Origin of the sequence: Hymenobacter sp. BT559 (assembly GCF_017571525.1) — a bacterium.
In the GTDB taxonomy this organism is placed as follows: Bacteria; Bacteroidota; Bacteroidia; order Cytophagales; family Hymenobacteraceae; genus Hymenobacter; species Hymenobacter ginsengisoli.
This window is the reverse complement of the sequence record NZ_JAGETY010000013.1, coordinates 130109-152752: the sequence shown is the minus strand read 5'-3', so window position 1 is coordinate 152752 and position 22644 is coordinate 130109. Positions and strand designations below refer to the sequence as shown.

Here is a 22644-nt window from a genome sequence, read left to right as displayed (position 1 = left end):
TCCTAATGTTACCTCCTGCTAATCAGTTTAATGCGCCGCGCAATGTGCCGTCGCCTACCCTCAACCACACGCCGGCGCAGGTCAAGCAGTCGCCGGTGGTGCACTACACGTTTCTGCTGATTGGCTTCTCGCTGCTGGTGTTTGTGCTGCACAAGCTCCACGACCTCTTTTTGCCCCTCATCTACGCCGTGCTGCTCTCCTTGCTGCTTATGCCGCTCGTGACCCGCCTCGAAGCCTGGAAGTGGCCCCGAATGCTGGCTATTGCCACGTCCATCTTACTGGTTATCATCGGACTAGGATTACTCTTCGGTTTTTTTGGTATGCAGATAGTGGACTTGCGCAGCGAGCTGCCGCTCATCCAGGAAAAGCTAGGGGTGCTTTTTGACCAAACGCAGCAGCAACTGGCCTTGAAGTTTCACTTTAAGCCCATGAACCACGAGCAAGTCATTGATAATACGCTCGATACGTTGCAAAAGCAGGGTAGCAAATACGTAACCTCGACGCTAAGCACGACGCTAGGGGTGCTTAGCGTCGTGACGCTGGTGCCCATCTACATCTTCTGCTTTCTGTATTACCGCGACCACCTGCGGCAGTTTATGTTTCGGTTTGTGGAGCCCGACAAGCGCACGACGGTGCTCCATACCGTAGATAACATCCAGAGCGTGGTACAGGGCTACATGATTGGCTTGCTGACGGTTATTGCCGTGGTATCCGTCATGAACGCCGTTGGACTGCTACTGCTGGGCGTTAAGTATGCGCTATTCTTTGCCGTTTTTGCTTCGGTGCTTGCCGTCATTCCTTATATCGGCATCACGGTGGGCTCCATCATTCCGGCACTTATCACGTTTGTGGAGACCGGCTCAGTGGCGCACGGGCTGGGGGTGATTGGCGTATTTATGTTCGTGCAGGTTATTTCCGACAATATCCTGGCGCCCCTCATCACGGCTTCCAAAGTGAGCCTGAACCCGCTCACGGCCATCATCGCCCTTATTCTGGGAGCGCAGCTGTGGGGCACGCCGGGCATGATTTTGAGCGTGCCGCTGTCGGCCGTCATTAAAGTAGTGCTCGATGCCAACAAGGGCACCGAGGCCTGGGGCTTTCTGCTCGGCGACGTGGGCGATGGCGAAGCCACCAAAAAAGACCCTAGCGACGACCGCGGTTTTATGGCTCGGCTCTGGGACCAGCTGCGCGGCAAGCGCCCGCCGGTGGCCCCCGAGCCGCACCTGCCGCCCATCCCGGGCACCCGCTAGCCCCAAATCTTATACGAACCCTAGCTTGGCTATTGCCCGTATAGACCCAACACCTGCTGCTAGTTGAGCAGCAGCTTCCTTTTCCACACAACCAGCTACCCATACTAACCATGGCTAACGAAACCATCTCCCGCGCCCTCACCGACATCCTGAACCTAAACCGCACCTCGGTAAAAGGCTACCAGGAAGCTGCCGAAGAAGTAAAAAGCGCCGACCTGAAAGCCAAGCTGAGCGAGTTTTCGCAGCAGCGCGCTCACTTTGTATCGGACCTCGAAGGCTATGCCCGTCAGTACGGCATTAATGCGAAAGAAGAAAACACCCTCGAAAGCGTAGCAACCCACGCCGCCGCCGCTGTGCACCGTGGCTGGATTGACATCAAGTCGGCCATTACGGGCCAAAGCGACTCGGCCGTGCTCGAAGCCGCCGAAACCGGCGAGGCTACGGCTTTGAAAGCTTATGAAACGGTGCTGTCATCGAACGACGTGCCGGCCGGTGCCAAAACCGTATTCCAGCAGCAGCACGATGCCATTTTGCAAGCCAAAAACTGGCTGGCAATGAACAAGAACAAGTAATTGCTAGCCCCTTACTAGCAAGGAAGGCCCGCCAGAATCGTCTGGCGGGCCTTTTTGCGTGCTAGCGGCAACTAACCTCCACCCTAACTTTGTTAGCATTGCTCGTCCTCCTATTCTAGCGCCTTTGTACGCCATCATTGACCTTGAAACCACCGGCGGCCAGCCGGCCAACGACCGCATCACGGAGCTCGCCATTTTCGTGCACGACGGCCAGCGGGTGGTTGACTCTTATACGACGCTAGTAAACCCCGGCCGCGCCATTCCGCCGTTTATCACCCAGCTCACAGGCATCACCAACGACATGGTGGCCGATGCACCGCGCTTTCACGAGGTAGCCCGCAAGGTGGTCGAAATGACCGAAGGCTGCGTGTTTGTGGCCCACAATGTGCGATTTGACTATTCCTTTTTGAAAAAGGAATTCGCGGACCTGGGCTATAACTACTCGCGCAAAACGCTGTGCACCGTGCGCCTTTCGCGCTCGCTGATTCCGGGGCAGCCTAGCTACAGCTTGGGCAAGCTGTGCCAGAATATCGGCATCCCGCTGGAAGGCCGGCACCGCGCCGCCGGCGACGCCGAAGCCACGGCCATCCTCTTCGACCGCCTGCTGAAAATAACCCAGGCTAGCGATGCCCAGGAAGCCAGCGCCGCCGACGCCCTGGCCCGGGTAGATGCCCTGGCGCCCGCCGGCCGCAGCGCCACGGCCGAGAAGAAGCCCAGCCCGCGCCGTGTGGCGGCCATGGCCCAGGCCATTAAAACCGCGCTGCTGCCGCCGCTTATCACGCCCGAAAAAGTGGCTTCGCTGCCTCAGGAAACGGGGGTGTATTACTTCCACAACGAAGCGGGCGAGGTCATCTACGTGGGCAAAAGCATTAACATCTACAAGCGCATTCAGCAGCACTTCGCGGTAGATGTGAAATCGCGCAAGAGTCTGGATTTCAAAAACTCTATTGCCGATATTACCTGGGAGCTGACCGGTTCGGAGCTGGTGGCGCTGCTCTACGAGTCGCACCTCATCAAGCTGCTTAAGCCGGCCTACAACCGGGCGCAGCGGCGCTCGGTGTTTCCGGCCGGCATTTACCTCAAGACCGATGAAAACGGCTACAAGTGCCTGTACTACGGCCGCGCCGATGCCCGCAATTCCGAGATTCCTATCATCGCGCTAGGCAACCAGTATAAGGCGCAAGGCTTTCTGTACCATAAGGTTGCGAAATACAACCTGTGTCAGAAGCTCTGCGGCCTCTACAAAACCCAGGGTGCGTGCTTCGATTATCAGGTGCACCGCTGCCAAGGCGCCTGCGTGGGCCAGGAGCCGCCCGAGAGCTACAACCAGCGCGTAGACGAGGCCATCGACAGCATCACCTACGAGCACGAGTCGTTTGTGGTAATAGGCCCCGGCCGGCAAGCCGATGAAAAGTCCCTAGTCGTGATTGAGAATGGGCGCTACGTAGGCTTTGGCTACGTCGATGGGACGTTCTCGGCGCGCAAGCTGCGCGACTTCCGCGACGCCGTACAGCCCTACGCCGATAACAAAGACGTGCAGCAGATTATTCGCAACCACGTGCGCACCAAGCGCAAGGGGGAGCAAGTGAAAGTATTCGGCTGAGCGTAGGGCGAAAGCAGAAGCCTCGCGCTACTTCGCCTGCCAGCTTGCGCATACCCCTAGCCCACCGCCGGGCAGCATGGTGGGGCTCAGCTGCCATTCGCCTTTAGTGGGCTTAGGTAGGGCTAGCCCCACGCCGGGGCGGTCGGCGGGGTGGCGGCCCCAGCGGTGGCGGTGGCTGAGGTAAGCCAGGTGGGCCGAGAGAATGCCGTAGCCAGCGCCCGCCAACACGTCCGACTCCCAGTGCTTGTTGTTGAGCATGCGGAAGGCGCCCACGGTGGTAGCCACCGCGTAGGCGCCCACGCCATACCACTGGCTTTTATCGCGCAGCTCGGTGTGCACGATGCTGGCAGCCAAAAACGCCTGTGAGGTGTGGCCCGACGGAAATGAGCGGTAGTCGGAGCCATCGGGTCGCAGGTGGTGGGTGGCCCGCTTCGTTATTTCGACCAGGCCCAGCATCAGCAGCTCTGACTTGGCCACGATGAGCGCCAGGTTTACGCGGTCGTTGCGACCATCTACGCCGAAGGCCAGCACGGCCCCCAGCTCGAGGTAGGGCGCATACTGGCCGTAGTCGTCGAGGTGGCTGCTGAAGGTGGGAAAATTGCGCTGCAAGTCGGCCTGCGCCCGCCGCGAGGAGTAAAATCCGTGGTCGTCATATACACTCACCCCGTAGCCAATGAGCAGCGCCGGCACGATGCTGGCCCGCACCAGCTTGCCCCGGTACCAGGGCTGACGCGCTGCGCCAAGCGGCGTTTGGAACTTGTGCAGCGTGGTATCAGCTGGGCTGGCGGGCACAGTTTGGGCCCGAGCCGTACTGGCCAACAAACTGAGGGCTAGCAAGAAATTTCGTATCTGAGCTACCATTGATAATTGCAAAAAAGAACGTCATGCTGAGCGGGAGGTTGTGCAGCAGCTGCTTTTATTTGCTGCCGTTGTCAGCCAACGCCTCTTTACTGAGGCTAGCGGCGTCTTTCACGACCACATAGGCCCCATCTTTCAGCGTTTTCGACACGGCGCGGAAGGGGCCACTCGCCACCTGCGTGCCCGCCGTGATGCCGCTCACAATTTCAATATTCTGAAAATCACTAATGCCGGTTTTAACGGGCGTCAGCACCGCTTTGCCGTTCTTCACCACGAACACTACCTCTTGAATAGCAGCCTTGGGCGCGGGCTTGCTGTCATCAACCACCTGGGCCGAGCCGGTGGCCCGGCCGCCGGGGCCACTCCGGCCACTAGCGACATCCTTCTTCGTAGCGGCCGAGTCGGAGCGCGTCGTCACGGCCGCTAGGGGCACGCTCAGCACGCCCGCCTTGCGGTCGGCAATAATGTCGACGGAGGCCGTCATGCCCGGCCGGAAGGGTACCGTGCTGTGGCCGCTGGCGTTGGTTTTGATGAGGTGCTTGTAGCTCTCCGGTAGCAGCCGCACGCGCACTTCAAACTCGGTTATGGCTTCGGCCGTGAGAGCGTCTTTAGCGGTGTTGGCGATGGCCGTTACGATGCCCTTAAATTTCTCATTCTGCGTGGTGTAAGAGTCAACCTCCACGTCGGCCGAGTCGCCGAGCGTTACCCGGATGATGTCGTTCTCGTTCACGCTCACCCGCACCTCCATATTGTTAAGGTTGGCAATACGCATAATCTCGGTGCCGGCCATCTGGCTGGTGCCCACCACGCGCTCGCCCTTCTTCACGTTGAGCTTACTCACCGTGCCACTTACCGGCGCGTAGATGGTGGTTTTGTTGAGGTTTTTCTGAGCTTCCTGCAAGCCGGCCTGGGCCGAGCGCACAGTGCTTTGGGCGGCCGTTATCTGGGCCCGAATGGCTTTAAGCTGCTCCTGCGAGGCATTGTAGGCGGCCTGGGCAGCTTCGTAGTCGGCCTGCGAAATCACCTTTTGCTTGTACAGGGAAGCCTGACGGCGGTAGGTTAGCTCGGTTTGCTTGGCATTGGCCGTTTGCTGCTCCAGCTGGGCCTGGGCCTGGCCCACGTTGGCGCGCTGGGTACCCACAGCAGCGCTTTGCTGGCTCACCATGGCCAGGTAGTTATCGGGCCGAATGCGCAGCAGCAGTTGGCCTTTCTTTACCGAATCGCCCTCCTGCACATAGAGTTCAATGATTTCGCCCGATACGTCGGGCGAGATTTTCACTTCCGTCTCGGGCTGCACCTTGCCCGAGGCGCTCACCTTCTCCACAATGGTAGCCGGGCCCGCCGTAGCGGCCGTGATTTCGGTGCCGGTGGGCTTGCCTACCCAGCCTTTCTTTTTGGCGAGGGCGTAGCCACCGATGAGCACCACCACAGCAACTGCCAGAATAATAAGTAAACGGTTGTTCTTCATTTTTTCAGCTGTTAGCTGCTAGCTAGTAGCTCTTTAATTGATTATTTCCTAGTTGCACATGTGCTACCAGCCAGTAGCTAGTAGCCAACAGCCCAACATTACAGCGCCAGCGGCTTGCCCTGGTAAAAATCCAGCACTTTGCGGCGGAAAATAAAGGTGTACTTGGCCTGCAACTGATTGGAAACAGCGTAGTTGAGGTTGTTTTTGGCGATGTTGAACTCAGTGCCGTTGAGCAGGCCGTTGTTGAAGCGGATTTCCGAGTTGCGCTGCGTGAGCGTTAGGGCCGCTACCTGGCGCGTGGCCGCGGCGTATTGCAGCTGAGCGGCGCGGGCATCGGCGTAGGCTTGCTCGATGCTCTGGCGCAGCGTGAGGCGAGCCTGCTCGGCGCGCACGCTCTGGGCCTGCTCATTTATGATGGCGCGCTGCACGGCCGTGCGCACCTGCAAGCCGTTGAGAATGGGTACCGACAGGCCGAACTGGAGCGACTTACCCAGGTTGTTGTTCAGCTGGTCGAAGTACTTAACGGGCAGCACATCGTAGGTAGGCTGGCCGGGTAGTATCACGTTGTAGCCCGTGTTTACGGTGGCGCCGGTGGGGTCGATAACGGTGAGCGGGAAGTTGGTACCAGCCGAGGTGCCGGTGAGCACCCGCGACACCGACGATGACGAGTAACCCGTGAAAACCGACCCCGTGAGGGCTAGCCGCGGGTAGTAGTTGCCACGCGCCAGGTCGATGCTGCGGCGGGCACTCACCACGCGCAGCTCGGCCGCCTTGATTTCGGGCAGCGTGCCGGCGGCCGTTTGGTAGGTCTGGTTCAGGTCGATAACGTAGGCTTCCTCCTGGTCGGGGTCAGGCAGGTTGGGCACCTCAATCTGAAAATCCCGCACCGTGGCCGGGTCGATGTTGAGCAGCTGGAGCAGGGCTAGCTGGGCCAGGTTGGCTTGGTTTTGGGCCGTTATCACGTTCAGCTCGTCGGTGGCGAGCTGGCTCTGGCTGTCGAGCAGGGTACTTTCGGGAATACTGCCGGCTTTGAGCAAAATCTTAGAGCGCTCAATCTGGGCGTTGTCGCTGGCCACGCGCGTTTGGTTGGCGCGCACCAGCTCCTGGGCCAGCACCAGCTGCAAAAACTGCGAGGCCACGTTCAGGCTCAGGTCGTTTTTGGCCTTCTCAACATCCAGCACGCTAGCCCGGTAGTCGAGGTCGTTGCGCTTGATGGTATTGCGCAGCGTGAAGCCCTGGAACAGCACCAGCTGCGACACCGCCGAGAAGTTGTTCGAGCGAACCGTCTGGCTCTGAAACTCATACGTGAGCGGGTTTACGCTCGTACCGAAGTTCCAGGCCTGGGTGCCATTCAGGTTGGCAGTGGGCAGCAGCGCGGCCTTGCTCTGACGCAGCACTTGCGCGTTGCTACTGGCCTGGAGCTGATTGAGGCGCACGCCAAGGTTATGCTCCAGGGCATAATCGACGGCGCGCTGCAGGCTCCAGGGGCCAGTGGGCGCAGCAGCGGGGCTAGCCAGCGCGGCCGCCGGGGCCGAGGCCGGGCGGGCAGCCTGGTTGGTTTGGGCGGCCAGCGGCCCGGCCGCCAGCAGGCCCGCCAGCCCCATCGAGGCCCGTAGCAGGCGAGTACTTTGTGCAGTCATAGGAAAGAATGATAGGGCTAGCAGGTGTAGTCAGCAGAGGCCGCCTGGCTGGAAAACGTGGCAGGCCAGCCAATATTTTAGTGAAGCCACCCGGCCAGACCGGCCGCGCTGGGCGTAGCTATCGCCAGCCAGCCCAGCGCATTACGGACTTTCACCAGGTTTTCACCAAAATCGACGGGCGAAAGTAGTGCGCCTTACTCCAAGGTGGGAATATAGGTGATGCGCTGCACCCAGCTCAATTGACGCAAATACTCCATTGTCAGGGGCTTAATCGCAGTATCCATTTCGATAAACTGCCGCGCCGCCTCGTTTTTACCCTTGCGCGATACGAACATGGTAGCGATGTTGCAGTCGTCGTGCGCAATAACCGAGGCAATGAACGCGATGGAGCCCGGCACATCTTTGGCATCGACGATGAGCGTGTGCAAGGAGCCCGAGAAGTCGCAGCCAAAGCCATCGACTTCCACAATGCGAATGACGCCGCCGCCCCGGCTCTGGCCAATTACCTCAACTTGGTGGCCGTCGGGGCCAGTCAGATTCAGCTTGATGGTGTTGGGGTGCAGGGTCGAGGCATTGCCCACGCTCTGAAACGTGTAGTGCAGCCCGGCCTCGGCAGCGTGCTCGAAGGCAGTGCGGATGCGCGTATCGTCGGGGGCATAGCCTAGTAGGCCCGCCACAATGGCGCGGTCGGAGCCGTGGCCCTCGTAGGTGCGCGCAAACGAGTTGTAAAACGTGATAACGGCCTCCGTAGGCAGCGCGCCCAGAATGCGGATGGCCGCCCGCGCAATGCGCACCACGCCGGCCGTGTGCGACGAGCTGGGACCTATCATCACGGGCCCTATCATGTCAAAAATGCTGGATTTTTCGGCCACGTTTTTACTAAGCTTAATGCACTTAAATCGGTTGTCGTTGCGAGCCTGCAAAGCAATCACATCAGAACGAGTCGTGCTAGCCTCGTTCGAGTATCGTGCCGGTGCGAGTGCTTCGCTATGCTCGCAAGGACAAGTAGTTTGTTATTCGGTGGTTCGCAACGCCCCAAAAGTAGCGGCCGATGCGCCTTCGCCCCGCGCCTGGCTAGCCCTGCCGATATTTGCGGCGCACCCCACCCCCCTGCCGATGGCTACTTCGCCCAATCTGCCTACCTCGCCCGAGGCCGAGTTCTCTCCCGCCGTGCTAGACCAGCTGCGGCGGCTGCAAGCCCGCTACACTCAGGATGGCCAGGACCTGGCGGCCTACCTCGAAGGCTTGTACCACGCTGATTACGTGCACTATTGGGACTACATTGAGCTCGACACGCTGCTGAGTTTGCAGCGCCCGCTCACCAAGTTTCCCGACGAGAAAATCTTCATCATCTACCATCAGATTACGGAGCTGTACTTCAAGCTTTGCCTCGAAGAATATGAGCAGCTAGGGGCCCTGAAAGAGCCCACGCTGGGCGAAGTGGTGCTGCGCCTGGGCCGCGTAAACCGCTACTTCGAGGCGCTCATCACCTCGTTCGACGTGATGGTGGACGGAATGGACAAGCAGCAGTTTCTGCAGTTTCGGATGAGCCTGATGCCGGCCTCGGGCTTTCAGAGCGTGCAGTACCGCTTTATCGAGCTAGCCAGCACGGCCCTCGAAAACCTGGTGCCCGAGGAGAAGCGCCGCCTGCTCGGCGACGCGCCCACCCACGAGGAGTTTATGGGCTGCATCTACTGGCAGGCCGGCGCCACCATCGAAGAAACTGGCGCTAAAGCTCTGACCCTGGTGGAGTTTGAGCGCAAATACACCGGGCAGCTGGTGGCCCACGCTCGGCACTACGAGCACCGCAATGCCTGGGCCGTGGTGCAGCGCCTGCCCGAGGCCGACCGCCGCCACCCGCGCCTGGTGCGCGCCCTCAAGCAGCTCGATGTAAACGTGAACGTGAACTGGCCGCTGATGCACTACAAGTCGGCGGTGCGCTACCTGCAGCGCGACCCCACCGACGTGCCCGCCACCGGTGGCACCAACTGGCGCAACTACCTGCCGCCCAAGTTTCAGCGCCGCATCTTCTACCCGCAGCTATGGAGCGCCCAGGAGCTCGAAGACTGGGGCAAAGGCTGGGTAGAGAAGGTGCTGGAGGAAGTAAGATAGGCTTTCTATTCTCTTGACAATATATGGGGAAACGTATTTCTACTATCGGATTTTTGGACGGGATACCGCCATTTCCTGAAGTCCAAGCTATTTTTTTCAAGCAGACTGGCTTACACTTAAGCCTACAAGCCAGTTTGCATATTTCCTCCTTAACTACGGACACCGCCGATATAGCCCGACTGTTGCAAAAGGATGCTGACGAAGTTGAACGATTGGAGAAAGTCTTTAGGAACTTTGTTAAAGAGAACCCTGAGAACTACGAGGGAATTGCTTCATTTGCTAGTACTAACTACACTAATAAACTGAATCAACTAAATCACGTCGATTTTCTTTGTTTTCATATTGGTGGCTTGTACGAAGTATTTTTTCAGACTGAGGGTAACAAAATAGAACTGCATTCTTTTATCGGCCAATACTACGGCATCGCAGCCCTCGAAAACACACTTATAGAGTTAGGCGGCAAATTTGAGCCATTTAATGATTTACCGACCGTAGGCATTCAAAAAGGCTCACAAAGGCTCAAGCAGTGGCATCAATACAAATGGTATAATCGCCCAAGAAGGTAGCGGTCTTTAAGGCCCGAATGCCATCAGTTTGATAACTCGTTAGCTTTGCTTTATAGCCTCCACGGCCGGCTCCCAGTTGTCCACACCGCATTTAGGGCAGGCGGTGGCGGGCGCCTGCGGAGCCTCGGCCACCCAGCCGCAGCTACAGCAGGCAAATCGGCCAGCAGCCGTAGGTTGCAGCTTCCGGAAATCTTCGTCCCAGCCTGGCACCAGCGAGAGGCCAGGCGGCGGGTTTTCTTCCACCTCTACCAGGCTGAAAGTACCGTTAGCCTCCATGTAGAGGCGGCGCACCTGGCCCAGGTGCTCGAGGTTTTCGCCGCGCAGCTGGGCGTAGAGGCGCTCATGCGAGAGCACGGCGTGCTCGAGCGCGTCCAGCTTCAGCACGCCATCGGCCACCAGCGTGATAACATTGGCTTGCAAAACGTGCTCTACCTGAGGGTGGCGGGCCGCCCAGTGCACTACCAGCCGCTGCATCAGCACAATTATCGCCGCAATGAGCAAGGGCGCCACCAGGCCGCGGTCGGGCGAAAGAATGGGCAGGCCCACCGTAGCGGCCAACGATACTAGGGCCGCCTGCTCGGTGCGGCTCAGCTGCCCGGCCATGCGCTTGCCCATGAGGCGCTGGCCCGTAAAGAGCACCAGATACAGGATGACCATACGGATGGCGACCTCCAGCAGGAAGCTCCACGGGGTATCGCCCATCAGCAGGCGCGGGAGCTCAATAATAGACGACATAGCTTGCGAGAAACGAATAATAAGGAGCCCTAGCCAAGCGCGCACAAGTGGCTACCAACGGCGGCCGAGGTGCGGGCTTACTGTGTGGCGGGCAGCCAGTTATCGGCCGAGCAGCGGGGGCAGCGCGTGCCGGCATGGTCGGTGGCCGAGGCCAGGTGGCCGCAGGTGGCGCACACGCGGCGGCCGTGGGCGGGGCCGTCGGGGGCGGGCGGCGGAGCATCGGCGCGGGGCAGCACGCTCAGGCCGGGGCGGGGCTCGGGCAGCTTATAAAAGCTGAGGCGACCGTTGGCTTCGAGGTATACCCGGCGCAGCTCGCCCAGGTGCGCAATCTTCTTATTACGCAGTAAACCAAATAGCTGCTCCTGCGACAGCGCGTGCTGCTGCATGGTGGCCAGCTCCAGCAAGCCATCGCGTACTATCAGCGACATATCGCCTTGCTCCAGCAGCTCGACCGGCCGGTATTTGAAGGCTAGCCAATTCACCATGCGGTGCATGAATAGAATAACGGCCAGCGCTACCAGGCTGGGCAGCAGGCCCATAGCCGGGTTTTGGAGGCCACCTCCGATAATAGCCCCTAGCGTGAGTATCACCGCTAGCTCGCCAATAGAGAGCTGGCCTTTCATGCGGCGGCCTAGCAGGCGCATCATCAGCAGCATGCAGGCAAACAGGAGGATAGCCCGCACCGCTACTTCGCCCGTAAACGCAGGTGGGGCCGTGCCAAACAGCCAGCGATGCCAATCGCTGAAAATGATGTCTTCTTTCTTCATAACCCGCTGGCAAGTGCCCTGCGCTAGCTCAACGGCCGCCCCGAAGCCAGGGTTGCGCTTGATACTGAAGCCGTAACAGCTGCTTTTGAGTACGCCTGCGCAACCTCGACCGGCTTTTTGCCGAACAGGCTGAACCGCTGACAGGCCCGGCCTGCCCGGCGCCACCTCATTTTTGTTCTGATGATTTTTCGAAAGCCCACACTGCTTCTTGCGCTGCTAGCCCCCACCCTTTCCCTGGCTCAGGCCGTCACGCCCGATTCGCCGCTGCCGCGCCTGCTGGCCGAGCGCAAGGTGCTCACCCGCCAGTATGCCGAGGCCAATGCGCAGCGTCACGGTTTGCTTGGCCTCAGCAACAAGCCGAGTAAGAAGGACTTGCAAGATGTAGTGGACGCCCTGCAAGGTATTGTAAATAAGGATGAGGAAATTGTGGCGGCGCTCAACCAAACCGCTCAGCAGGCTCAGACTACCGCCGCGCAGCTTCAAACCACGACCACCACGCTCCAAAATACCAGCCGCGACGACCGCAACCTGACCGCCGAGCGCCTCAACGAGCTGCAAAATGAGGAGCAGAACCTGCAGGAGCGCCTGCGCCAGGCCACCGAAAAACAGCGCACCCTCGAAGCCGACCTGCACGAGGCCCAGCAGGGCCGCACCGTGCGCGATGGCCTGCTGGTGGCCCTGGCACTGGCTTGCGCCGGGCTGGTTTTCTGGCGCCGCCGGCGCTAGGCCAGCCGGATGCCGGCCCTAACTTAGGCGGCCAAGTACGCTCCCTGGTTGCCTTGCATGATTACCTTTTCTGAAGACCAAGCCACGGCCCTCGTCGCCGACCCCGGCACCCTGAAGCGCGGCCAGGAGCTGGCTAGCCCCTCTAAATGGGCCAACCTGGGCCGCACCGACACGGCGGCCTGGGGCGAGTGCGCGGGCAGCGGCAGCCGGCCCTACCTCACGGGCATCGACCTCACGGAGCCGGCTTTCAAGTGCTCGTGCCCGAGCCGGGTATTTCCGTGCAAGCACGGGGCCGGGCTGCTACTGCTGCTAGCCCGGCAGCCCGCGCTGCTGGCACCGGGCGCCCCACCCGCCTGGCTGGCCGAGTGGCTAGCCAAGCGCCAGAGCAAGGGCGAAGAGCAAGCCAGCAAGGTCGCCGCCAAGGCTGCCAGGCAGCCTGCCGCCGAGGTTCCCGGCACGCCTGATATCTCTCAACCCACCGCGGCCGCCGCTAGCCCTACCAATGCCGCCCAGCAAAAGCGTGAGGCCCAGCGCCTGGTCCGCATGCAGGCCGGCGCCGAAGACCTCGAAACCTGGCTGCTTGACCTGCTGCGCGCCGGCCTGGCCGACCTGGCCAGCAAGCCCGGCAGCTTGTGGGAAAGCCAGGCAGCTCGCCTCGTTGATAATCAGCTACCGGGGCTAGCTGCCATATTGCGCGAGTTGGCCGACTACCCTACCGCCGGCCCCACCTGGGTCGACCGCCTGCTGGGCCGCCTCGGCGAGCTCTACCTGCTGCTGCGCGCCTTTCTGAACCGTGAAAACCTGGCGCCGGCTGCCTGGCAAGAAGTAGCGCTGCAAGTAGGCCTCACGCTTAAAAAAGACACGCTGCTAGCCGACGCAAGCGCCCTGGCCATTGCCGATACCTGGCTGGTGCTGGGCCAGCACACCTGGCCCGAAGAGCGCCTGACCGGCCGCCGCACCTGGCTCTACGGCCAGCACTCGGGCCGCTTGGCGCTGCTGTTGGAGTTTGCGTTTGGCAGCCTGCCCTTTGCTACGACGCTCGTGCCGCAGGCGCGGTATGCGGGCGAACTGGTGTTTTACCCCGGCTTGCTACGGCTGCGGGCAGTGCCCAGCAATGGCCTCGCGCGCCGGGGCGATGCCGCCGGGGGCTCGCCGGCACCCCGCACCCTCACCAGCCTGCTCGATGCCTACGCGGCCTCGCTGGCCCGCCAGCCGTGGCTGCGCGAGCTGCCGGCCACCATGTGGGCCGTGGTGGGCCGCAACGCAGCGGGTACCTGGCTGCTGCACGACCCCGACTCGGGCGCGGCCCTGCCCCTACGCCTGCCCGACGAGCAGCGCGGCTGGCACCTACTGGCCCTGAGCGGCGGGCAGCCCCTGGCCCTGTTTGGCGAGTGGGATGGCCAGGCGTTTCGCGCGCTGAGCCATTGGCAAGTAGCTGCTACTGAGGCATTGGTACCCGCCGCTAGCCACGCCCCGAGGGCCCAGTGCCAGCCAGCGCCCGCCCCGCCGCCCGCCAACCCCTGGGCTCCGCTGCTGCGGGTGGCGCTGCTGGGCACCCGGCAGGGCACCGAGGCCCTACCCAACCTGGACTTAGGTGATTTCCCGAAGGCCGACAGCCGCGAGCAGCAGCTGTTGCTGAGCGCCGGCACGCTGGCGCTACTGCGTAAAGCCGGCTTTCAGCTAGTGGCTAGCCCCCTCCCGGCCCCGGCTCGGCCCGAAGCCCGGACGCTGCTAAGCCCCTCGGGCCACGCCCTGCTGCACCAGCTGCTGAGCCGCCCGCATTACCGCTCGCTGCTTAGCGACTATTTGCAGGCTATGAGCCAGCACCAGCGACTAGTGCCCCCGGCGCTGCTGGTCAAGGTACTGCGCTGGGTAAAAGAGCAGCCCTGGGCAGCCCCCTTTGTGGAGGAAGCTTTGGGCGAGCGCGGCCGCTGGCTGGCAGCTCAAAACCCCGATTGGCAGCTTGCCGTGGATGCTGCAGCCCGGCACCAGCTTACCGAGGCCGATTGGCTAACCGGCACGCCAGCGCACCGCCGGCTTTTCCTCGAACAGCAGCTACTCGCTGGCCCCGCCCGCGCTGCTCAGCTGCTCGCCGAAGCCCTGCCCCAGGAGCCCGGCGCCGCACAAGTGGCCCTGCTAGGGGCCTTTGAGGTATTGCCGCTGGCTGCGCCCTTGCCCGCCGAGCTTGGCCCCGTATTGGAGCCGCTGCTCGCCAGCCGGGCTAAGGAGGTGCGCCAAACGGCCGCCCGCTGGCTGGCCCGCACCGCCGATAATACCCTGCTGCCGCGCCTATGGGCGCGGGCCGAGCCGTTGCTGCACGTCAAGCGCAAGGTGCTTGGCCGCAATACCTTGGAAGTAACCCTGCCCAATTGGTCGGCCGAGTGGCAGCGCGAAGGCATCGAGCAAAAAAGCGCCGACTACTCCGGGGGCGAAAAAGCCGCGCAGCTCGGGCAGCTGCTAGCCCTGCTGCCGCCAGGCCGCTGGGCTGCTGCCTGGGGCGTATCGGCCGCCGAGGCAGTGGCCCTGGCGGCAGCCACCGAGTGGGCAGCGGTACTGCTGCCCGCCTGGCTGCGCGCCGCGCGCCTGCACCACGATGCTGAGTTTGCGCTGGCCCTGCTGCTGCACGAGGCTGGCCGGCCCACCCTGCCGCCCAAGTCGCGGCTGCTCGTCGAAGCCTCGTGGGTGCTAACGCCCGCCCAGCAGGAAACCTGGCTGCTGGCGGCCCTGCCTGCCTCGGCCGCTACGCTGCCCGCCGGCAATGGCTGGGCCCACTGGATGCCGCTGGCCGCGCAGCCCTGGTCCGAAATCCTGTGGCAGCGGGCGCTGCCGCTGCTGCGCGCCGCTCTGCGCCAGCCGGCCTCGTGGGCGCCCGAGCAAACCGACCTCGACCAGGCCGTGCGTAGCCTGTTATTCGCGCTAGGGGCTAGTGCCGAGCCCGGCCTGCTGGCCCGGCTCACCGCCGGCCTGGGCGAGCTTTCCGACGTGCAGCCGCGCTTTGCCGAGGAAGTGACGCAAATGCTGGAGTTGCTGGAGCTGCGGCCCCGGCTGGCGGCTAGCCTGCTGGAATAATTTACTGTTTGGTTTTACTATACCTTTCTTGGTAATCTCTCCTAGCCTGCATAGAACGTCCTGCTGACGTAGGAAGCATCTCGCCCGAAGCGTTGGGCTAGCAACCCTGGCAGCGCAATCGAGATGCTTCCTGCGTCAGCAGGATGTTCTTTTTTTGCCCCTCACCTCGTCCTTTACCTGCTCACTGTTAACTATTAACTGTTCACTAATAAAATGACCGCCCTCCGCCCCCACGCCGAAGACCTGTATGCCGAAGAGCTGGCCGCCCTGCGCGCCGCCGATGACCGCCCCAAGCCGCCGGGCTGGCAGCTGTCGCCCTGGGCCGTGGTCACGTATCTGCTGGGCGGCCAGCTCGACAATGGCTTTGAAATCGAGCCCAAGTACATTGGCCAGCGGCGGCTCATCGAAATTGCGGTGGCTACCCTGGCCACCGACCGCGCCCTGCTGCTGCTAGGGGTGCCCGGCACGGCCAAAAGCTGGGTGAGCGAGCACCTGGCGGCCGCCATCAGCGGGCACACCAACCTGCTGGTTCAGGGCACCGCCGGCACCGCCGAAGACAGCCTGCGCTACTCCTGGAACTACGCCCGCCTGCTGGCCGAGGGCCCCTCGCTGGCTGCGCTGGTGCCCAGCCCGCTCTACCGGGGCATGCAGGATGGCCAGCTCGTGCGCATCGAGGAGCTGACCCGCATCCCCAGCGATGTGCAGGATACGCTGCTCACCATGCTATCCGAAAAAGTGCTGCCTATACCCGAGCTGAGCACCGAGATTCAAGCCACCCAGGGCTTCAATATAATTGCTACGGCCAACGACCGCGACCGCGGCGTGAACGAGCTGAGCAGCGCCCTGCGCCGCCGCTTCAATGCCGTGGTGCTGCCCCTGCCCGCTAGCCTCGACGAGGAGGTGCGCATTGTGCAAACCCGCGTCGAGAAGCAGGGCCGCTCCCTGCAGCTGCCCGCCGAGGCGCCGGCCCTGGCCCAGATTCAGCGGCTCGTCACGGTGTTTCGGGAGCTGCGCCAGGGCCGCACCGACAACGGCAAAACCAAGCTCAAGAGCCCCAGCGGCACGCTCAGCACCGGCGAGGCTATTTCGGTGATGAACGCCGGCCAGGCCCTAGCGGCCTACTTTGGCGATGGTACCCTGCGCGCCGCCGACCTGGCCGCCGGCCTCACCGGCGCCGTCATCAAAGACCCCGCCCCCGACCGCGTGGTATGGCTCGAATACCTCGAAACCGTGGTGAAAGAGCGTGAGGGTTGGCAGGATTTGTACCGGGCGTGCCGGGAGGTGGTGGAGTGAAACTTATGCAATTAGTGCAGGCTCGGCATCAGGGAGGCGGGTATGGTGCCCGTTCAGTAGTCATTCCCACATGCCATCCATGAAACCAAGTTTACACTACCTGGCGCGTTGCCTAGCATTCATCTTGCTGGTTGTAGCATTACCCTGGCTGCCGGGCTGCGCTATGGCCTCTACGCCGGAAAAAAGCTATCGTGAATTGCTCGTCGTCAAGCACTTTGCCTGGCTTTTAACATCTACCGGCAAAATTGAGGTATACAATGCGCAGGGCACCCTACAGCAGTTACCCTTGGTCGCCGCAGTTACTGCCCAGCATTTAGCCAATGATGGTGATAACGTCCTGGCTCAAATTGGCAGTCGGCTGGAACGCTGGAACGTGGCCAAATCGGGCTGGGAAACAATAGGCAAGATGCCAGCTGTCACTTTTGGCATCGCGGCCAACCGCCAGCACCACGTGTTTGCCATCACTGGCAAGGGAGTACTTGATGTTGAAACGGGCAAAAGCTACCTGCCAGCTTCTTCACCCAATAGCCAACTGCGGCAGCTGACCGGATTTGGCCAGCCCGCTACCTACTTTATGGATAGCGAAGACCGGCTATGGATAGGCTTTGGCTATGGCGAGTGGGGCGGCAATATCTTTACCTTCGACACGAATAAACACGAATACATCAATCTGCGATTCAACAAGTTCAACATAGAGCTAAACCCAATTAAGTCGTTCTTTCAGCTTCGAGATGGAGTAGGAGTTTCGTCGGGCCTACAGCATATGATGACCTCTGGCACACTAGCTGAATTCACTAACACCGGGGCCCGTATTATCTACAATACCTGGGCCGACCGCGACACGATACCGACCAAGCAGCCAACCTTTACGGAGCAACCCTACATTGGACCTGCCACCTACGATGCTGCCACGAACCAGCTTTATTTTTATTCGCAGCTAGGGGTGTATGCAGCCACCTACGGGGGCTCGCTTGCCAAGCTGGCTAGCTGGCACAAGGTATTTGAGCCTAAGCTTCATTGGCGCTATGGCCAGCCCGATGCAGTTGGGTCGCCCATGAACGTCCTAGCCATGCTGCCGCTTGGCGAGGGCAAGCTGGTTTTACTGACGCAGAACGATGGCGCGGGCATTTGGAACGGGCAGTCATTTGAGCTGCTACAGCCTTAGTGTGTGCCAGGCTAGCTACAATTTCACAAACTCGACGCGCCGGTTTTGGGCTTTGGCAGCGGGCGTGTTGCTGGGGTCAAGCGGCTTGGTTTCGCCCAGGCCCCTAGCGGTGAGGCGGTCGGCGGCGATGCCACTTTTGAGCAGGGCGGCGCGCACGGCCTCGGCCCTGGCCTGCGAGAGCTTGAGGTTGGCGGCGGCGTCGCCATCGCTGTCGGTGTGGCCTTCTACGCTGAAGCGGAGCGTGGGCTGGCTCTGCAGGAGGCTGGCCAGCTGGTCGAGGGCGGGCTGCGAGGCGGGTTTGATGACAGCCTGGCCAGGGTCAAATAAAATGTCGTGGCTTACGATGCGGCCATCGGTCATGAGGCGGGCGTAGAGGTCTTTGCCACCCTCAGCCAGCCGCACATTGCGAATGAGCAGCGGCTTGGTTTCGCCATACGTGGGCCGGGCCCCTAGCGTGAGCGAGGTAGGGCGGCCGTTTACATCGGGCACGTTGAGGGTGCGGTTCTGGTCGAGGTAGCCCTTGAGGCTGCGCTGGTTGAAGGCCAGCGCCACGTGGTGCCAGTGGCCCTCCGTGCTGGTGGGCTCGGGTAGCTCCTGGCCCAGCTGGCGGTCGGGCATCGTGATGCCGCGCTCCGTCACTTCCAGCGCGGCCAGGTCGCCGTTGGTGGGCTGGTGGTGCTGGCGCTCATCCCAGAAAAACACATCCATGTGCTGGTGAGGCACTAAAAACACGTCCATTTCGAGCGTAAAAACTGCCGGCAGATAATTAGTCTGCTTGATGAGCGGACTGATACGAGTGTCTTTTTGCAGCGCAATGGCCAGCTGCCCGCTGGTGCTCACCAGCTCGGCGCTGCCCTGCTGTAACTGCCAGCGCGCCGGAAACTCACCCACCGGCTCGCCCGCCAGCTTATCCTCAAACAGCACCTTGGTGCCGGGCACAAAGTCGTAGCGCGTGCCGGTGCGCTCGCCCCCGGCTGGGTCCGTGCCGGGGCTAGCGGGGCTGTTGGCGCTGGGGGCAGTGCCCGCGGCGTTTTTGGCGGCGCCCTCTGTTTTATCGAGGGCCTTATTGATGGCCTGGTCGGTGCGCTGGTTCAGGCGGTTATTTACCGCGTTTTTGGCGCGATTGCCGAGCTCCGATAAGTTGAATTGGGCGTGGGCGCTGGTGGCGCCGAGCAGCAGCGCGAACAGCAAAGCGTAGTAGGTTTTCATCAGAAAAGTGTCGTAATAAGGGTGAGAGCCGCGTAGCGCGGCAGGAAAAAGCAGTAGCAAAGACCTTCGCCATCAAGCTGTAGCATCGCCACCTGGCGTGGTGGCGCAACAATGGCCCTGGCAGCACGGCCGCCCGAACGCCAGGAGGCGCTGCTGCACGCGCTTGTACAGGGGCTTAGTTGATATCGGGGAGGCGGGGCAGGTCGAAGCTGCCGTTGCGCACCGTCACTTCTTCGCCACTGTCGGTGATGAGGGTGCCGGCAAACGTGCCGCGCAGGCGGCCCTTGGGCGCGGGCAGAAAGTGCGCGCTCAGCGTGCCCCGCTTCAGGGGCGGAAGAAATAGCTGCCCAAAAAACGCCTGCTGCTTCGGCTCACCGCCATTATACACCAGGGCCGGCTCGGCGCTGGCGATGCGCAGGCTAGCCGACTCTGGCGAGCCTTCGAGCAGCAGCTTCATACTCCACAGCTTGGGGCCTTGCTTTTCGGTGCGCAGCTCCACCAGTGGGCCCGGCACACCCTGCATCATGCCTTCGTGGTAGAAGACGGCATGGGGGGCGGGCACTTCCGGATATATATCGCGCAGGTGCACCTGCTCATTGGTATGCCCGGCGCCTGAGAAAGTAAAATCGACCTTGGTAGCCGGGTCGCCTTTGTAGGGAGGAGCCGGCCGGCTGGCTGCCGGCCCCAGCGCCGCTAGCAGCAGCGCCGCACCAGCCACCGGCCGCAGGATGGTCAAAAGTGAGCCAAGAGAGGCGGGCAGCTGTTTCATAGCGAACGAGTTAAGTACGCTGCAAACCTAGCTATTTGCCCCAGGGGCTGTCAATAGAACAAACGTTAGGGGGTAGGCCCTAGCGGTCGAAGAATTTGTTGAGCGCTTCGGTACGGTTTTGCACGTGAAGCTTCTGGTAAATGCGATGAATGTGCTGGCGCACGGTGTGCACACTTATGCCCAGCTTGGCGCCAATCTCCTTGTAAAGCAGGCCTTTGGCGAGGGCCGCCAGCACGTCGTGCTCGCGGGGCGAAAGCTCGCCGGGTGTCTCGGCGGGCGCGGGCGCCGGCTGAAACGTGGCCACCAGCTTGCGGGCAATGCTGGCGCTCATGGGCGAGCCACCGTCGCGCAGCTCTACCAGGGCGTCGACCAGCTTGTGGGGTGGCGTGCGCTTGAGCAGGTAGCCGCTGGCCCCGGCCGCCAGGGCCGCAAATACTTGCTCGCTGTCCTCAAACACGGTGAACACCACAAACTCGACGGCCGGAAAGCGCCGCTTGGCCTGCCGGATGCATTCGATGCCGCTCAGCCCCGGCAGGCTGATATCCATGATAACCAGCTCGGGCAGGCAACCGGGGCGCAGGTCGGCCAAGGCCTCTTCGGCCGAGGCGTAGGCGGCCAGGCAGGTAAACTCGGTGGTTTGATTGAGCAAGAACCGCAGGCCCTCCCGAATGTCGGGTAAATCCTCGACCACGCTGATGCGGGTTTTTTCCATGCCGTGAAGTTGAGACGTTTACGCGGGTCCGGCAATAGCACGAACGTTGGATGGGAATAAAGCAGGGAGCAGGGCCGGCCCCCGCCCGGCGGGTGACTAATGCGGGATGAAGCGGTTCACTCGCCTACAGTATCGGAACCGACAGGCACACCTGCGTGCCCGCATTGCTCGTGTCGAAGCGCAGCCGGCCACCGAGCTGCGCCACGCGCTGGCGCATGTTGGCTAGCCCATTGCCGAAGGGCCTAGCCGCCGGGCCGTCGTCGCCAACGGGCAAGCCGCGACCATCGTCGCGCACGCATACTTCCAGCTCACTGCCTTGCATGTGCATGCTGATGGCCACGCACCGGCCGCCGGCGTGCTTTATAGCATTGTGCACGGCCTCGCGCACCACCAGGTACACATTGCGGCGCAGTTCCTTGGGCACGTGCATGGCGGGCAGGTCGTCGTCGGTTTCAAACTGATAGTCGAGGCCGGCGTTGTCGAGCAGCTCGGCCATCTGCAGGCGCAGGTACTGCACCAGCGACTCCAGGGTATCGTGCGCGTCGTTCAGGGTCCAGATAACTTCGTTCATCTTGGCCGAAAGCTGGCTAGCCGCCTCGCCAATGCGTGCCGCCGCCGGGGCAGCCTGCGCCGGCGGCCCCTGCAAGGCGTGGCTCAGGTACATGATGCCGGTGAGGCCGGCGCCGAGGTCGTCGTGCATTTCCTGGCTGATGCGCTGGCGCTCCTGCGTTTGGCCGTCGAGCAGGGCCTGCAGGCGCTGGGCTTCGGCCTCGGCGTGCAGGGTTTGCAGGCGTTGGGCATCGAGCTTGTGGCGCTGCCGGAAGTAGCGGTAGGTAGTAAAAAGCAGCAGCCCGAGCAGCCCCACGCCCGCGCCCGTGGCCAGCAGCCAGCGGCGCTGCTGGGCCAGGGCCTGCTGCTGCCGGGCCACCACGGCGCGCTGCTGCTGCACGCGGTAGCGGGTTTCTACCTCTTGGGCGCTGCGCACCACGGCTGTATTCAACATGCTGTCGCCGAGCGCGTCGGCCCGGCGGCGCAGCTGGCGCCCGGTGGGTAGCTGGCCCTGGGCCACGGCCACGTCGGCCAGCAGGTCGTAGCAGTCGAGGACCACTTTATTAGCCCCTAGCTGCCGCGCCGCAGCCAGGGCCCGATACCCATACTGCCGGGCCGGGCCCAGCTGCCGCAGCTCAAAGTAGGCCCGGCCCAGGCCCTTCCAGGCGTCGGCCTGGCCTTCGGCATCGTGGAGCGAATCGGCCAGCTGCTCGGCGGTTTGGTACAGCGGCACCGCCTGCGCAGGCCGGCCCTGCTGCACCTCAATATCGGCCAGGTTAATGGCAGCACTTTTTTGCGCATCCACATAATGCAGGCGCTGGCCCAGCGCGTAGCTGCGCCGCAGCGCTTGGGTAGCTTCGGCCAGGCGCCCCAAGCCTTTGTAGGCATTGCCCAGGCTGTTATTAATCATGGCCAGCGTCAAGTCGTTGTGCAAGGGCCGGGCCAGCGCGAGGGCCTGCTGGCCGTAGCGCAGGGCAGCAGCATCCTGGTGCAGGTACTGGTAGCACACGCTGATATTATTGGTGAGCATAGCCAGCGAGGCGGTGTCGTGAATGGCCTCAAAGGCGGGCAGCGCCTTGAGCTGGGTGGCAATGGCCAGCGGATACTTTTCCTGCCGCAGGTACACATTGGCCAGGTTGCCATATGACACGGCCAGGTAGCGTCGGAAATGGTGCTGCATGCTCAGCGCAATACCTTGCTTGTTAAGCTGCTCCGACTCGGCAAACCGCCCCTCCGTGTTCAGTACGCTCGTGTAGTTGGCAATATATTTTACCACACCCAGCGGGTAGTGCAGCTGCTCGCTGAGGCGGCCGGCTCGCCGGTACAGCGCCTTGGCCGAATCGTGCTGACTGGCCTCGTACTGCTGGCCTAGCTGAATGAGCAGCAGCACCCGGTTGGTATCGGCGGGCAAGGTGCGTAGCTGGGCGCGCAGGCTGGCGCGCTGGTCGGTGGCGGGCAGCTGGGCCCGGCCACTCAGCGGCAGCAGCCCCAGCAGCAGAACTCCCCAAAGCAGGCGGCTAGCGAATGATACGTACATAGGCGAAAGCTACTGACTAGCCCCCGATTTTCCGCGTAGGTACT

At 62.1% G+C, this 22644-nt stretch carries 19 protein-coding genes; 9 read left to right on the top strand and 10 right to left on the bottom strand.

The window, feature by feature from the left end; translation table 11 throughout:
- The first annotated feature begins 5 nt into the window (after positions 1-5).
- From J4D99_RS17225 to J4D99_RS17215, 3 genes are all read left to right on the top strand, one after another.
- Positions 6-1250 (top strand): AI-2E family transporter, encoded by a 1245-nt coding sequence (locus J4D99_RS17225; protein ID WP_208132973.1) that lies wholly within the window; start codon positions 6-8, stop codon positions 1248-1250.
- A gap of 110 nt (positions 1251-1360) precedes the next feature.
- The gene (locus J4D99_RS17220; protein WP_208132972.1) at positions 1361-1822 is read left to right on the top strand and encodes a ferritin-like domain-containing protein; all 462 of its coding nucleotides are present in this window, start codon (positions 1361-1363) and stop codon (positions 1820-1822) included.
- A 124-nt stretch (positions 1823-1946) separates the two neighbouring features.
- Positions 1947-3425 (top strand): exonuclease domain-containing protein, encoded by a 1479-nt coding sequence (locus J4D99_RS17215; protein WP_208132971.1) that lies wholly within the window; start codon positions 1947-1949, stop codon positions 3423-3425.
- Between the two features lie 27 nt (positions 3426-3452).
- Here J4D99_RS17215 and J4D99_RS22240 read toward each other — a convergent pair whose 3' ends face one another.
- From J4D99_RS22240 to sdaAB, 4 genes are all read right to left on the bottom strand, one after another.
- Complete coding sequence (locus J4D99_RS22240; protein ID WP_208132970.1) at positions 3453-4217, bottom strand: phosphatase PAP2 family protein; 765 nt, start codon at positions 4215-4217, stop codon at positions 3453-3455.
- Between the two features lie 124 nt (positions 4218-4341).
- Positions 4342-5751, bottom strand: a complete 1410-nt coding sequence (locus J4D99_RS17205) for an efflux RND transporter periplasmic adaptor subunit (protein WP_208132969.1) — start codon at positions 5749-5751, stop codon at positions 4342-4344.
- Positions 5752-5849: 98 nt separating this feature from the next.
- On the bottom strand, positions 5850-7391 hold the full coding sequence (locus J4D99_RS17200; protein WP_208132968.1) for a TolC family protein: 1542 nt from the start codon (positions 7389-7391) through the stop codon (positions 5850-5852).
- A gap of 194 nt (positions 7392-7585) precedes the next feature.
- Positions 7586-8263, bottom strand: a complete 678-nt coding sequence (sdaAB, locus tag J4D99_RS17195; RefSeq protein WP_208132967.1) for an L-serine ammonia-lyase, iron-sulfur-dependent subunit beta — start codon at positions 8261-8263, stop codon at positions 7586-7588.
- Between the two features lie 148 nt (positions 8264-8411).
- Here sdaAB and J4D99_RS17190 point away from each other — a divergent pair, with 148 nt between their 5' ends.
- Both J4D99_RS17190 and J4D99_RS17185 read left to right on the top strand, forming a co-directional pair.
- Entirely contained in the window at positions 8412-9503 is a 1092-nt protein-coding gene (locus tag J4D99_RS17190) for a tryptophan 2,3-dioxygenase family protein (protein WP_309509565.1), read from the top strand.
- Between the two features lie 23 nt (positions 9504-9526).
- Positions 9527-10069 carry a hypothetical protein gene (locus J4D99_RS17185; RefSeq protein WP_208132966.1) on the top strand — a complete coding sequence of 181 codons (543 nt, stop codon included), beginning with the start codon at positions 9527-9529 and terminating at the stop codon, positions 10067-10069.
- A 39-nt stretch (positions 10070-10108) separates the two neighbouring features.
- Here the strand turns inward: J4D99_RS17185 and J4D99_RS17180 are convergent, their stop codons facing one another.
- Together J4D99_RS17180 and J4D99_RS17175 are read right to left on the bottom strand one after the other, a co-directional pair.
- A complete protein-coding gene (locus tag J4D99_RS17180) occupies positions 10109-10804 on the bottom strand; it encodes a DUF421 domain-containing protein (RefSeq protein WP_208132965.1) in 696 nt (231 codons plus the stop codon).
- A gap of 77 nt (positions 10805-10881) precedes the next feature.
- Positions 10882-11571 (bottom strand): DUF421 domain-containing protein, encoded by a 690-nt coding sequence (locus J4D99_RS17175; protein WP_208132964.1) that lies wholly within the window; start codon positions 11569-11571, stop codon positions 10882-10884.
- A 180-nt stretch (positions 11572-11751) separates the two neighbouring features.
- Between J4D99_RS17175 and J4D99_RS17170 the strand changes: the two genes are divergently transcribed.
- The 4 genes from J4D99_RS17170 (at position 11752) to J4D99_RS17155 (ending at position 17824) form a co-directional block, all read left to right on the top strand.
- The gene (locus J4D99_RS17170; protein ID WP_208132963.1) at positions 11752-12297 is read left to right on the top strand and encodes a hypothetical protein; all 546 of its coding nucleotides are present in this window, start codon (positions 11752-11754) and stop codon (positions 12295-12297) included.
- A gap of 57 nt (positions 12298-12354) precedes the next feature.
- Positions 12355-15366 carry a DUF5691 domain-containing protein gene (locus J4D99_RS17165; RefSeq protein ID WP_208132962.1) on the top strand — a complete coding sequence of 1004 codons (3012 nt, stop codon included), beginning with the start codon at positions 12355-12357 and terminating at the stop codon, positions 15364-15366.
- Between the two features lie 213 nt (positions 15367-15579).
- A complete protein-coding gene (locus J4D99_RS17160) occupies positions 15580-16659 on the top strand; it encodes an ATP-binding protein (protein ID WP_208132961.1) in 1080 nt (359 codons plus the stop codon).
- 406 nt (positions 16660-17065) lie between these two features.
- Entirely contained in the window at positions 17066-17824 is a 759-nt protein-coding gene (locus J4D99_RS17155) for a ligand-binding sensor domain-containing protein (RefSeq protein WP_208132960.1), read from the top strand.
- Between the two features lie 15 nt (positions 17825-17839).
- Here the strand turns inward: J4D99_RS17155 and J4D99_RS17150 are convergent, their stop codons facing one another.
- From J4D99_RS17150 to J4D99_RS17135, 4 genes are all read right to left on the bottom strand, one after another.
- Entirely contained in the window at positions 17840-19033 is a 1194-nt protein-coding gene (locus J4D99_RS17150) for an OmpA family protein (RefSeq protein WP_208132959.1), read from the bottom strand.
- Positions 19034-19208: 175 nt separating this feature from the next.
- Entirely contained in the window at positions 19209-19802 is a 594-nt protein-coding gene (locus tag J4D99_RS17145) for a hypothetical protein (RefSeq protein WP_208132958.1), read from the bottom strand.
- A gap of 79 nt (positions 19803-19881) precedes the next feature.
- Entirely contained in the window at positions 19882-20514 is a 633-nt protein-coding gene (locus J4D99_RS17140; RefSeq protein ID WP_208132957.1) for a response regulator transcription factor, read from the bottom strand.
- Positions 20515-20638: 124 nt separating this feature from the next.
- Positions 20639-22600: a tetratricopeptide repeat protein gene (locus tag J4D99_RS17135; RefSeq protein ID WP_208132956.1), complete on the bottom strand. Its 1962-nt coding sequence runs from the start codon at positions 22598-22600 to the stop codon at positions 20639-20641.
- Positions 22601-22644 lie beyond the last annotated feature (44 nt).

Excerpts from the sequence above, each read along its gene's own strand:
- J4D99_RS17205 (WP_208132969.1), bottom strand. The coding sequence starts at position 5,751 with ATGAAGAACAACCGTTTACTTATTATTCTGGCAGTTGCTGTGGTGGTG.
- J4D99_RS17175 (WP_208132964.1), bottom strand. The coding sequence starts at position 11,571 with ATGAAGAAAGAAGACATCATTTTCAGCGATTGGCATCGCTGGCTGTTT.
- J4D99_RS17140 (WP_208132957.1), bottom strand. The coding sequence starts at position 20,514 with ATGGAAAAAACCCGCATCAGCGTGGTCGAGGATTTACCCGACATTCGG.
- J4D99_RS17165 (WP_208132962.1), top strand. The coding sequence starts at position 12,355 with ATGATTACCTTTTCTGAAGACCAAGCCACGGCCCTCGTCGCCGACCCC.
- J4D99_RS17160 (WP_208132961.1), top strand. The coding sequence starts at position 15,580 with ATGACCGCCCTCCGCCCCCACGCCGAAGACCTGTATGCCGAAGAGCTG.
- J4D99_RS17135 (WP_208132956.1), bottom strand. The coding sequence starts at position 22,600 with ATGTACGTATCATTCGCTAGCCGCCTGCTTTGGGGAGTTCTGCTGCTG.
- J4D99_RS17150 (WP_208132959.1), bottom strand. The coding sequence starts at position 19,033 with ATGAAAACCTACTACGCTTTGCTGTTCGCGCTGCTGCTCGGCGCCACC.
- J4D99_RS17225 (WP_208132973.1), top strand. The coding sequence starts at position 6 with ATGTTACCTCCTGCTAATCAGTTTAATGCGCCGCGCAATGTGCCGTCG.
- J4D99_RS17170 (WP_208132963.1), top strand. The coding sequence starts at position 11,752 with ATGATTTTTCGAAAGCCCACACTGCTTCTTGCGCTGCTAGCCCCCACC.
- J4D99_RS17145 (WP_208132958.1), bottom strand. The coding sequence starts at position 19,802 with ATGAAACAGCTGCCCGCCTCTCTTGGCTCACTTTTGACCATCCTGCGG.
- J4D99_RS17220 (WP_208132972.1), top strand. The coding sequence starts at position 1,361 with ATGGCTAACGAAACCATCTCCCGCGCCCTCACCGACATCCTGAACCTA.
- J4D99_RS17185 (WP_208132966.1), top strand. The coding sequence starts at position 9,527 with ATGGGGAAACGTATTTCTACTATCGGATTTTTGGACGGGATACCGCCA.
- J4D99_RS17180 (WP_208132965.1), bottom strand. The coding sequence starts at position 10,804 with ATGTCGTCTATTATTGAGCTCCCGCGCCTGCTGATGGGCGATACCCCG.
- J4D99_RS17200 (WP_208132968.1), bottom strand. The coding sequence starts at position 7,391 with ATGACTGCACAAAGTACTCGCCTGCTACGGGCCTCGATGGGGCTGGCG.
- J4D99_RS17155 (WP_208132960.1), top strand. The coding sequence starts at position 17,066 with ATGCCAGCTGTCACTTTTGGCATCGCGGCCAACCGCCAGCACCACGTG.